Raw genomic sequence first — 12059 nt, forward strand, 5'->3', positions numbered from 1 at the left:
ACGGCTAAACCCTGCGGGTCGCGTCCTTTTTGGCTATCGCTTCTTTTTTTGCGCGCACCTAGTTCACTAGGCACGCGCAAAACAAACTACGCGCTAACCTAAAAAGTCCAGCGGCGCAAAGGCAAAAAGAGCACCTTGCCAACCCCAGCCCGGAGCGATGTTTTTGTTTGAGCGTGCGTGAGCCGCGAAAGGCAAAAACCGCGAGGCCCGGCCCGGAGGAAAATTCCGTCAGGAATTTTACCGCAGGGGGTTCCCATCCTCGGCTAAAAAATTTCCGCCCCATTGTGGGCGGATATTTTTTTAACGAGGAAGAAGGCCAACTGCTTGGCCTTCGTTGGGAATCTGGGTTGGCAAAGCAAATCTGTAAAAAGTTAATAAGCCCACGTGGTATATAAACCGGATGCCGAGCGAGAATAATAATTGCTCTTTCCGGTTTCGGCTTTGCAGATCTCGTTTTGCAAGGGACTAGCGTAATCCGTTCCCAATACGCCACAAAAAAACGAACCCGGGTATGCCGGAGAGTTGGCTAAATAAATTTGTAGGCGCATATGAACTTTTTCATCCTGACAAAAAACAACCTGTTCGCTTTGTCCGATGGAAAGCGCACAAAAACCCCACGGGTAAGAATATGCTTGAGAATACCCCGTTATCAGCGTACCCCCAGCCGGTAAACCTATCGTCAACTCGTCAAATTGCGTTGCATACGTTCCGTTAGCCAGATAATAGATTTCCTCTGCATCAGCAATAGCCCGCGCAAGCGTTTTCACATTTGCATAGCGGCTTTTCATAACCGCTTTTTGATATTGCGGCAATGCTACTGCCGCCAAAATGCCGATAATGAGGACGACAACCAATAATTCAATTAACGTAAAAGCTTTTGCGTCTAAACAGCCCAACAAACAACTCTTTTTTTCCATACATATCCCTCCTAATGGTTTATGTTTCACTAAATGGTATCAAAAAAAAAAACGATGTCAAGCTTTATTTTTTTCGCTGACAAAAACAACAAAAAAAGCGGTGGTTGTGAGCCACCGCTTCGTTTTGATAAAAATACGTTTTACAACTTTTCTATTTCGCTTAGCCATACCTCGGCACAAGCATCGCTGGGCATGCGCCAGTCGCCGCGGGGCGAGAGCCCCACACTACCCACTTTCGGGCCGTCGGCCGAGCACGAGCGTTTGAATTGTTGCGTAAAAAATCGGCGGAAAAATACAGCGAGCCACTTTTTAATGACCGCGGCCGTAAATTTACCCTTAAACGCATACGTAGCTAAGTGCAAAATTTTTTCCGGGCCGAACCCGTCGCGCACGAAATGATACAAAAAGAAATCGTGCAACTCATACGGCCCTACCAAATCTTCCGTTTTTTGCGCGATTTTCCCGTTTTTGGCGGGCAGTAATTCCGGGCTGATCGGCGTAGCGAGCACATCCTCTAATACCCGTTTGACCGCCGCTTTTTCTTGCGCACCGACCCACGCCACGAGCGAGCGCACCAACGTTTTAGGCACCCCCGCGTTTACCCCGTACATGGACATATGGTCGCCGTTGTACGTCGCCCAACCGAGAGCCAGTTCGGATAAATCGCCCGTTCCGACCACAAGTCCGTTTTGCGCGTTGGCGATGTCCATGAGAATTTGCGTGCGTTCACGCGCTTGTGCGTTTTCGTACGTAGCGTTTTTGATTTTTTCATCGTGTCCGATATCTTTAAAATGTTGCAAGCACGCTTTTTTGATATCCACTTCGCGCCGCGAAATACCCAAATTTTTCATCAAGGCAAGTGCATTTTGGTACGTCCGATCCGTCGTACCAAACCCGGGCATCGTTACGCCAATTACATTTTTGCGCGGCCAACCCAATTTATCAAAAGCACGCACCGCCACCAACAGCGCAAGCGTGGAATCTAACCCGCCGCTAATACCGATGACCGCCGTTTTAACGTGCGCGGCCGTCAGGCGTGTAGAAAGCCCGGTTACTTGAATATTAAAAATATCTTGGCAATTTGTTTGCAGTTTTTCGTCGCTGGGCACAAACGGCAAGGCGTCAATCGTCCGTGTCAAAGCAAACGGTTTTGGGGACGCAGGCAAACCGCTTTCTATAACCAAATACGGCTCTTGTGTTTGTTGTGCGCTGTCGGTGCGAAAAGAACTATCGGCAGTTCGGCGGTTTTGCAAACGCTCTATATCAACTTCACTCACTACCAGTTGCGCGTCTTTTTTAAACCGTTCCCCACGTGCCAGCAACGCGCCATTTTCGCAGATAAGCGTTGTTCCGTCAAATACAAAATCAGTGGTAGATTCGCCCTGTCCGCCCGCGGCATATATGTAACCGCACCGGGCACGGGCCGATTGTTGGGCCACTAATTCGCGGGTATAGGTGTCTGCACCCACGAGTGCGGGCCGGGCCGATAAATTGCAAATCACGTCCGCCCCTTGCAGCGTTGCTAACGAAGACGGCGGCACGGCCGACCATAAATCGGTACCGATTTCCACCCCTACTTTTGCCCCCGCCACTTCAACTAATAAATCTGTTCCGGCGGGAACGAGTTGACCGCATAATTCCACTTCGCCGCCGTTCCAATCTAACGCGGAAGAAAACCAGCGGTTTTCTTCGCCGGATAAATACGTTTTAGGCACCACTCCCAAAATTTCCCCGCCATAGCAAACCGCCGCGGCGTTTAATAAAACCGTTCCCGCACGTACGGGAATCCCTACGGCAAAAACTACTTTTAATTGACGCGTACGAATAAGCAAATCAGCCAATGCTTTCTCTGCCGCCAACACTAACGCCGGTTTTAAAAATAAATCACCGCACGTGTAACCCGTTAAAGAGAGCTCGGGGAACACGACCAGTTCAACACGTGCTTTGGCGGCTTCACGCAGTAATTTTTCCACTTGCGCCGCGTTAAAAACAGGACTCGCTACTTGCACGGCGGGAACGGCCGCCGCTACTTTTAGAAAATGGTATTTATCCATAGTTAGCTCCTTAACGGTTACCGGATCGCCACCACTTCGTATCCGGCATTTTGTACCGCTTGTCTTAAAACCTCGTCGGAAACTTCCGCGGCGGCTTCCACCCGGGCTTCTTTACGTTGCAAATCTACTTTTGCCAGCACCCCCGGCAATGCATTTAACGCACGTTCCACATGTGCGGCACAATGCCCGCACGTCATACCTTCAATCACGAGAGTTTTATTCATAACGGTCTCCACATACAAAGGAAAATGTCAAAAGTAACCGCCTTATTTTCCCTTATAATTAGTATACTATTTATGAACGAAAAGGAAGAACTATGCAATTATCCGTTGTTATACCCGTGTTTAATGAAAACGAAGTCTTGCCGCAACTGCGCGCACGGCTGGAGCCGGTGCTCGCCAAGTGCACCACAGATTACGAAATTATTTTTGTAAATGACGGCTCTACCGACAACACGCTACCCTTACTTAAAACATGGGCCGCGCAAGATAACCGCATTAAAATCATCTCGCTTTCGCGCAATTTTGGCAAGGAAGCCGCCGTTACGGCAGGGCTTTCGGCCGCCACCGGGCAAGCCGTCATCATCTTGGATGCCGATTTACAAGACCCACCGGAAATCATCCCGCAATTTTGGGCCAAATTCAAAGAAGGGTTTGATAATGTCTATGGGGTACGGCAAGACCGCCGCGCCGATTCTTTTTTTAAACGCACTACGGCAAACTCGTTTTATAAACTCTACAACCGCTTGGCCGACACACCTATCCCGCATAACGCCGGCGACTACCGGCTACTCAGCCGCCGGGCGGTAAACGCCGTGCTCGCACTACCCGAGCGCGAGCGGTTTATGAAAGGGCTTTTTACGTGGGTGGGATACAAAAGCGTAGCGGTGCCTTTCACGCGCGAGAAACGCGCCGCCGGAAAAACCAAATGGAGCTATTGGAAATTGTGGAATTTTGCCTTAAACGGGCTGACAGCTTCCACCACCTTACCGCTTAAATTGTGGACGTATTTCGGACTATTTATTTCTTGTGTGTCCTTTGTGTTTGCGTTGTGGACGGCGTACAAAAAACTGGTATTTGGTAACCCGGTCAGTGGGTATACTTCTATTATGGTAGCGATTTTGTTTTTTAGCGGAGTACAACTGATTACGTTGGGTGTCATCGGTGAATATCTAAGCCGTATTTTTAATGAGGTTAAACAACGCCCCGCTTATTTTATTGACGAGAAAATAAACTTATGATTACACTTTTAGTCATTCTGTTGATGTTAAGCTTAAACGCGCTTTTAGCCGCGTACGAAATGGCCCTTGCGTCTATTTCCCGCACGCGCTTGTCGCTACTGCTCCAAAGCAAACAACCCGGCGCCGAAGCCGCTTTGTATATGAAAGACCACTTGGAGGGGAGTTTGGCGGTGGTGCAAATTGGCATTACGCTGGCGGGGGCCGTAGCCGCCGCGTTTGGCGGCTCGGACGCCGGAAGCCGTTTTGCTCCGTGGTTGTGTGAACACTTATATCTTTCCCGCCATGTTGCCAATGCGCTTGCTATGGTGTGCGTAGTATTGCCGCTTAGTTTTATTACCATTGTTTTTGCCGAACTGACCCCCAAAACTTTTGCCATCAAAAACAAAGAGCTCGTTGTTTTGAAATTATCATCCGCCATGCGCGTTTTATATGCGGTGCTCGCGCCGATTGTCAAAATTATGGAAACCATTGTCCGCACGCTTACACAAAAAGCAACCCGCACGCCGGACCCGAAAGAAATTCAACGTACCGCTATGGAAGATTTACGCACGGCGGCGGCGATTGCGTCTTCGTCGCGTTTATTTGGCAAGACGGAAGAAAAAATCGTGCTGACCAGCGCGCAATTTTGCGTGCGTAAAATACGCGAAATTCAAGTGCCGCTGGAGCAAGTCTATATGCTTAATGCGGACGATTCTATCGCCGATACGTTTGTCAAAGCGCATTTGGATATGCACACGCGCTTTCCCGTCCGCGGCAACCCCGACGATCCGCAAGATATCATTGGTTATTTAAACTTTAAAGACATTTTTCTCTCTACCAAAGTGGCGCAAGGAGCACCGACGTCTGCCCGCAACATCGTGCGTCCGATTTTGCGTCTGGAGGCCGATACCATTATCTCGGCCGCTTTGGAAAAAATGATGAAAAACAAGCAACACATTTGCTTAGTTACCGAAGAAAAAACCGTTACCGGTATTTTAACTTTGGAAGATATTTTTGAAGAAATGGTGGGCGAAATTGAAGACGAGTACGACTTTTTCCCCGCCTACATTCGTCCGTTCGGGCAAGCACTCGCCGCCAGTGCCCCTGCCAAAATGACTGACATTTTTGAACGGTTAGATTTACCCGTCCCCGCCGATGTTACCCCTACCACGACGGTAGAACAATGGGTCAGCCAAAAACTCGGCCACGAGCCCACCAAAAACGAGAAGATCCGCGCCAGCGGCATTTTGTTGGAAACGCGCAAATTCCGCCGCCATAAAATGATGGAAGTGCTCATCAGCAAAGCTGATTAGGGCATGGCGTAATAATATGAGCCCCCTCCCGCCTGTACTTGGGTAATAGCTTTGAACAATTTAGCACAATAAGGTCTACCCGCATTAATCGTATACGTTACCCCTCCATAAGAAACATTATGGGTACAGGTAAGCGTGTGTGGCGGAACACACCATCCGCTCTCTCCGCAACCCCACGATCCGTAAAAATAGGCAAAGCCTGCCCCTGCATAAGGACCGGTCAAACGACCCGCAAATACCGCATTTATTCCGGGAAAAAGTTGAATAGACCAATCTTTATTGGAACGGGTATCTTGAATTCCGTAGAATGTAGCCCATTTTTCTGTTCCGTTAAACGGAATATCCACGGTTAAATCATCAAACGAAGTAGCGTATGTACCGTTAGCGAGATAATAATTTTCTTGCGCCTCGCCGACCGCTTTTAAGAGCGGGAAAATCGTTGCTGCGCGCGCTTTTTCCACCGCTTTTTGATATTGCGGCAACGCCACCGCCGCTAAAATACCGATGATAAGTACAACGACTAATAGTTCAATAAGCATGAACGCTTGTTTGTTTTTCATACAACCTCCTTTGTTTCATTTAATAAAAAGTAGAAAAAAAAAAAACGATGTCAAGGCCCCCTTGCCGGGGGCAGGCGTGAGGCCTAGGACCTCTTTTAAGGCATATGATGTTATCTTCTATAAAGCGGACTTCGTGTTATTCTGTAATGCTCTTTTCCGCTTTTCTGACGGCAGAAAAGCTCGCAAAAGACCGCCGTCCACGCTCATAAAAAGCAGTTAAAACAGGAAAATTTTTCAAACTCACTTCGTTCAAACATGAAAAATTTTTACCTGTTTTAACGCTTTTTAACGGCTCGCTATCGGACGGAACAACGACAATCAAATAAAAATGATAGGTCAGGTGTTAGTCTGACATTAAAATTAGTAAAATATATATATGACTTCCCCGTTTAAAATCCGGACCAAAGATTCGTCGTGCAAGGCGCGCACGGGCGTACTATATACCAAACACGGCGCGGTGCATACGCCGGTATTTATGCCGGTAGCCACGCAGGCGTGCGTCAAGGCGTTAACCGACGAAGATTTAAAAAATGCCGGAGCGGAGTGTCTGCTTTCCAATACCTATCACCTATATTTGCGCCCCACCACAAAAATTTTGCAACAAATGGGCGGTATCCATAAATTTATGCACTGGGGCGGGAGCGTGCTGACCGATTCGGGCGGGTTTCAAGTTTATAGCTTATCCAAATTTCGCAAGATTAACGACGAGGGTGTCACGTTTCAATCGCACCATGACGGCAGTAAACATCTTTTCACGCCGGAAAATGTAATTCAATTTGAAAGTGAAATCGGCTCTGATATTTGGACGATGTTAGACGTGTGCATCCACGCCAAAGACCCGTCCAAGCACGATGCACGCGAAGCGTTAAACATTACCAAACGCTGGGCCGAACGCGCCGCCAAAGCGTATGAAAAAACCGTGCCCGTGGAGCAAATTTCCGCTCAAGCGGACGGCAGTTTTTCCGTCGGAAATTCACTGTTATTTGGTATTATTCAGGGCTCTATTTTCCCCGACCTGCGCAAAGAGGCCGCGCTGCACATGGCCTCACTTCCCACGCACGGCTATTGCTTGGGTGGGCTGTCGCTAGGCGAAACGCTAGCACAAATGAACGAGGCCGTACTGGCCGTTACCGAGAATTTGCCCGAAGAAAAACCGCGCTATTTTATGGGGTTAGGCACCCCGGTAGAAATGCTAAACGCCATTGAGCGCGGGGTAGATATGTTTGATTGTGTGTGGCCCACGCGCGTAGCGCGCAACGGCATGGCCATGACAAGCACCGGGCGCGTGAACATCAAAAACGCCGAGTACCGCACGCAAGATATCCCGCTGGACCCCGAGTGCGATTGCTACACGTGCCGCCGTTATTCGCGCGCGTATTTATGCCACTTGTACCGCTCGGCCGAACTCACCAGCCACCGCTTAATGAGCATTCACAACATCCGCTTTTTAATTCGCTTAATGGAACGCGCCAGAGCGGCCATCGCAAGCGGCACGTTCCTATCGTTTAAAGAAGAAGTCATCAACAAATATCAAAGCTTTAAATAAAATTTATTTTTCGTACCAGTAATTCGTCGAATTATCCGTGAAAACAAGCGTGTTATATCCCATTAACGCGCAGAATTTACTGACTGTGTGTTCATAACAGTAAAATGTATTCCCTCTCGCACGAAAACCACCGTGATAATACGGCCCTTGATGAAATATAGCAAAGATAGTACCGCTGGAAAGAAACACCATACTATATTTGCCGGCACGACAATCGGTAGCATTACCATAGTTTTCAAGTTTACCGTCACAAGATCCATTAAGGCTGGGTTCTACCGCCAGCTCGTCAAAAGTGGTAGCATACGCATTGTTTGCCATGTGATACGCTTGTTGCGCTTCGTACAACGCCTTGGCGTCCGTGTATAATTGCGCGGCGCGGCTTTTCCACACCGTTTTTTGATACTGCGGCACCGCTACCGCGGCGAGTATGCCAATGATGAGAACAACAACAAGAAGTTCAATAAGCGTAAAGCCACCCACCCTGTTCGTCATTCCATACTCCACCCCGTTCGTCATTCCGCAGTGTTTCTGTGCGGAATATAACGGGGTGGATAAATAGCATTTCCGCTCTCCCATATTCCGTACTAAAACGCTACGGAATGACGAGGAGAGCGAGTCCTTTTTTACGTCAGAAATAGCCGTACCTACAACAACTTTCAAACATCTTTCCTTTTCCATAAAAACTCCTCCATTTAGTTTATGTTTTCCTAAATGGTATCAAAAAAAAAAACGATGTCAAGCTTTTTTCGCTTTTCTGACATCAGAAAAGCTAGCAAAAGAATGCCGCCCCTGGGCACCACAAAAAGCAGACAAATCGGGAAAATTTATAAACTCGCTACCGCTCAAACATATAAATTTTCTTCTCCGATTTGGCGCTTTTTGTAAACGGTGCTAAAGGGGCGGTTAAACAACAAACGACAAGCAACAAAAACAAATTTTTCTGCGAAAATAAACTAATCGGCTACCGGCTTGGTAACGGTAGATTTGGGAAGTAAACTAAACAGAATAAACGCGCTGAGCAGTTGTAAGGTAAACGCCGACGACGTCATTAAATACCGGTACACTTTCATATATTCTAACGACGGCTCCGGCCACAACGTATAAATTATGTTACCAACAAAACGCACGAGCGGCATACACGTAAAATCGGCATTGGTCAGCAGTGCCATAATGCCTTGCAAAACAGCAAGCGCCCACACTTGCCGCTCTTCAAGCAAAATAAACACCACTTGCCCAGCGTATAAAATCAGAAAACCAATATGTAAGCGCAGTAAAATACCGTCGTTAAAAATATCCCGCGCCACCAGCACCGTATTTGTCAACGCGCCCACCATGCACAAACAAAAAACAATTTGTACCCAAACATTTAAATTTAAAAAGCGCGTGAGAATTTTTTGCATACTTAGCGGTTTAACGATAGGGCCTTTTTACGCTCATAGACGGCTTGGGCTTGTTCAATAAGTCCGTCTAAAATCTGCGGGTAACTTTCGCCGCACGCTTCAAAAAGTTGCGGAAACAAACTCGTTTCGCTCATGCCGGGCAACGTGTTGATTTCAGAGAAATAATACGTGCCGTTTTTATCCATCAGAAAATCAGCGCGCGCCAACCCGCTACCGTTTAGCGCGTGGAACACGGCCATGCTGTCGGCGCGCATTTTAGCGGCAGTATCCGCGGGGATATCGGCCGGCACTTTTGTTTCGCACCCGCCTTCTACAATATATTTGGCGTTATAATCAAAAAATTCTCCGGCAATCATACGAAGCTCCCCGCACGCAGACGCTTTTACGTTTGCCCCCTCGCCATAAAGCGCGCAGAAAATTTCGCGGGCGTGGTCCACGCCTTTTTCTATCATTACATCACTGTCAAACTGAAGGGCAAAATCAATAGCGGGTTTTAATTCGTCCAGCGTTTTTACTTTGCGAACTCCGACGGATGAGCCCAAGCGCACCGGTTTAACAAACACCGGGAGCCCCTGTTTTTCCACCCAAGCGCGCAGTTGGTTTTCGTCATAAGAAGTCCGGCGGTGCACCGGGAAAAACGGCAACACCGGCACGCCGGCGCATTGGGCCAATAGTTTAGTAACTACTTTATCCATCCCCATCGCCGAGGCCAAAACACCACACCCTACATACGGTGTATCTAATGTTTCCAAAAAACCTTGCATGGTGCCGTCTTCGCAATTCGTGCCGTGAAGCACCGGGAAAAAGACATCTATTTTCACTTTCCACGAACCGTCTAATGCTTGCAAGTTGGTTTCCGGCGTTAAAACGGGCGTAATGGGTTTATCGTCCGCTTGGTGCGGTCCGCACGACTTTTGCAAAAACCAATACCCTTGTTTATCAATAAAAATGGGATAAATTTGGTAACGCTCCGACTTTTGCGTTAGCACGCGTACAACGGTCTGCGCGCTGTGTACGGACACTTCGTGTTCGGTTGATTTTCCGCCGTAGAGTACGGCAACTTGTAAACGGGTCATAAAAATTCCTTTAAAAAGGCCTGATTCAATCAGGCCTAAATTTTAGCGGTCCTCGTTGAAGATAGACCATTTAATGCGCCCGAGGAAGTTATCGGTTTTTTCCAAAAAATCTTCCCCTTCGCTTAAATCGGGATCGTCCTGCGCCGGGGCCACTTTAATTTCGGGCAAGTCGGCCTCGGTTTGCACTTTGGGCTTGGCCTCTTGCGTAATTTCCACCGGCGTATCTACGCGCGCTTCACGCACGGGGGCCGGCTTGGAGGCCGCGGGAGCGGCGGCTTGCACAGGTTGCGCTGCTTGCGCGGCTTGTACGGGCGCGGCCGGTTGCACGGACGGTTTAACCGGTTTTAAAGAGCCGTAAACACGCTTGGACGCCTTAGCCACCACCGGAGCGGCAGGGGGTTGAGGGGTTTTTGTAATTTGTTGTTCCAAGTGAGTTTGGCGCGCAGCCAGTTGCTCGTTTTGGGCGGATAACTGTTGGTTTTGGGCGGCCAGTTGTTGGTTCTGCTCGCCCAATACTTCAATTTTCCCTTTGAGTTCTTCAATAACCGCGTCGTTGCTGTTAATTTTCTCCAATAAGATTTTGAAATTCTTTTCCAACTGGTCTTTCTCGCCGCGCACGGCGTCCAATTCGTTTTGGGTAGCTTGCAACTGCACGGTAAGTTCGTCGCGTTGGCTCTCCAGCGAACGCACGGTTTCGGCGTAAATGGCCTGTTGGTTTTGGCTTTGCAAGGTATTATTTTCTTGCAAGGCGGCCATTTCGTCACGCAACGATTGGAGTTCTTTTTCTTTCTCGGCCAGCTGTGCCAAAAGTTGTTCTTTTTCGGCGGCGACTTCGTGGAGTTTGATGTTTTCCGCGCGCAAGGTTTCAATTTCTTCCACTTGTTTCATACAAGTTTCGGAAATTTCTTTCAGTTGCGTTTCCAAACTGTTCACGCGTTGCTCGTACGCTTGGCGGATAGAAATGATACGTCCTTCAAAATCAAATGATTTAAACCGCGCCTCGGCCTGACTGAGTTGGTTGCGCAGCGACAAAATTTCTTTAGCTTGCTCGGCTGATTTTTTGAGCGCGTCCATTTTTTCCTGTTGTACTTTTTTAATCTCGCGGTCCAGTGCGCTATTGACGGCTTTTAACTGCGAGGCCTTTTGGTGCAAGCTGGAAATAATGCGCTCTTTTTCGGCCTGTTCGGCTTGGTGTTTACGTTCTTGGGCCTGACGGTAAGCATCGGGCTCGTATTGGTCAATAGGTGCGTGCGTTGTCGGGCGGGGTGCCACGTCAAAACTGCGTTGGATATCCGGCTCGCGCCAAACGGGCGTACGTTCTTGTTGGGCGCGGGTTAAATTTTCCACACTGGCACGTAAGTTAGCAATAGAAAAGGATAAATGGTCTAAAAACGATTCGCGGTCGCGTTGGCGTTCAATGTGTTCGCGCGTATGGGCGAGCTCGGACAAGATTTTTTCGTTTTGCCGCTCGGATGCGTCAAATTTTTCTTCCAACTCTTGTACTTTTTGCTCTAACTTTTCAAATGAACGGGCGTACTGATTAGAAGGATCCGACGGGGCTTTTTCCCGTTGGGAAGACGGTGTAAAATTAAATGTATTTAAATTAGGGTCTTGAAATTTCTCTAAAAATTGGGCGATATCGCCTTGTCCGTTAGACGGATTATTTTCTAATGCCATAATGCTCCCGTATCTACGCGTATGCGCGTATCTATCTTATTTAACCACAATAAACGGGTTACTGTCAATAATTTTTAAGACGGAAAATTGGAGTGTACCCGTTGCGAAATCACACCAAACCCCCTCACAGAAGATAACATCATACCCAAACAGCGGTTTTAGGCCGTATGCCCGGCCCGGCGAGGGGGTTGACAAATCAAAAAAAAAACGATAATAAAGGAACGCGAAAAAATATATAAGGAGAATTTTATGCAAAAAAATATAAATGTAGGTCAGGCTACGCCTGACAATGTTTCG

At 48.1% G+C, this 12059-nt stretch carries 11 protein-coding genes; 3 read left to right on the forward strand and 8 right to left on the reverse strand.

The window, feature by feature from the left end:
- Nucleotides 1–371: 371 nt before the first annotated feature.
- The 3 genes from ACQY2W_RS02455 to ACQY2W_RS02465 form a co-directional block, all read right to left on the reverse strand.
- Entirely contained in the window at nt 372–917 is a 546-nt protein-coding gene (locus tag ACQY2W_RS02455; RefSeq protein WP_428049017.1) for a type IV pilin protein, read from the reverse strand.
- A gap of 140 nt (nt 918–1057) precedes the next feature.
- Entirely contained in the window at nt 1058–2971 is a 1914-nt protein-coding gene (locus ACQY2W_RS02460; RefSeq protein ID WP_428049019.1) for an NAD(+) synthase, read from the reverse strand.
- Between the two features lie 17 nt (nt 2972–2988).
- Nucleotides 2989–3195, reverse strand: coding sequence for a heavy-metal-associated domain-containing protein (locus ACQY2W_RS02465; RefSeq protein WP_428049021.1), 207 nt, complete (start codon nt 3193–3195; stop codon nt 2989–2991).
- 92 nt (nt 3196–3287) lie between these two features.
- Here ACQY2W_RS02465 and ACQY2W_RS02470 point away from each other — a divergent pair, with 92 nt between their 5' ends.
- On the forward strand, nt 3288–4211 hold the full coding sequence (locus ACQY2W_RS02470) for a glycosyltransferase family 2 protein (RefSeq protein WP_428049023.1): 924 nt from the start codon (nt 3288–3290) through the stop codon (nt 4209–4211).
- On the forward strand, nt 4208–5503 hold the full coding sequence (locus ACQY2W_RS02475) for a hemolysin family protein (protein ID WP_428049025.1): 1296 nt from the start codon (nt 4208–4210) through the stop codon (nt 5501–5503). The genes ACQY2W_RS02470 and ACQY2W_RS02475 overlap by 4 nt, the downstream gene beginning before the upstream one ends.
- On the opposite strand, the gene ACQY2W_RS02480 is transcribed toward ACQY2W_RS02475, so the two are convergent.
- A complete protein-coding gene (locus ACQY2W_RS02480; RefSeq protein ID WP_428049027.1) occupies nt 5500–6063 on the reverse strand; it encodes a type IV pilin protein in 564 nt (187 codons plus the stop codon). The two genes, ACQY2W_RS02475 and ACQY2W_RS02480, sit on opposite strands and share 4 nt — an antisense overlap.
- A gap of 376 nt (nt 6064–6439) precedes the next feature.
- On the opposite strand from ACQY2W_RS02480, the gene tgt reads away from it, so the two are divergent.
- A complete protein-coding gene (gene tgt / locus ACQY2W_RS02485) occupies nt 6440–7609 on the forward strand; it encodes a tRNA guanosine(34) transglycosylase Tgt (RefSeq protein WP_428049029.1) in 1170 nt (389 codons plus the stop codon).
- Between the two features lie 3 nt (nt 7610–7612).
- Here tgt and ACQY2W_RS02490 read toward each other — a convergent pair whose 3' ends face one another.
- The 4 genes from ACQY2W_RS02490 to ACQY2W_RS02505 all read right to left on the reverse strand — a co-directional run bounded on the left by ACQY2W_RS02490 (nt 7613) and on the right by ACQY2W_RS02505 (nt 11762).
- Complete coding sequence (locus ACQY2W_RS02490) at nt 7613–8287, reverse strand: type IV pilin protein (RefSeq protein ID WP_428049031.1); 675 nt, start codon at nt 8285–8287, stop codon at nt 7613–7615.
- A gap of 275 nt (nt 8288–8562) precedes the next feature.
- Entirely contained in the window at nt 8563–9009 is a 447-nt protein-coding gene (locus ACQY2W_RS02495) for a hypothetical protein (protein WP_428049033.1), read from the reverse strand.
- A 2-nt stretch (nt 9010–9011) separates the two neighbouring features.
- On the reverse strand, nt 9012–10085 hold the full coding sequence (locus ACQY2W_RS02500) for a D-alanine--D-alanine ligase family protein (protein WP_428049035.1): 1074 nt from the start codon (nt 10083–10085) through the stop codon (nt 9012–9014).
- 42 nt (nt 10086–10127) lie between these two features.
- Nucleotides 10128–11762, reverse strand: a complete 1635-nt coding sequence (locus tag ACQY2W_RS02505; RefSeq protein WP_428049037.1) for a hypothetical protein — start codon at nt 11760–11762, stop codon at nt 10128–10130.
- Nucleotides 11763–12059: the final 297 nt, after the last annotated feature.

Origin of the sequence: Candidatus Avelusimicrobium caledoniensis (assembly GCF_902756455.1) — a bacterium.
In the GTDB taxonomy this organism is placed as follows: Bacteria; Elusimicrobiota; Elusimicrobia; order Elusimicrobiales; family Elusimicrobiaceae; genus Avelusimicrobium; species Avelusimicrobium caledoniense.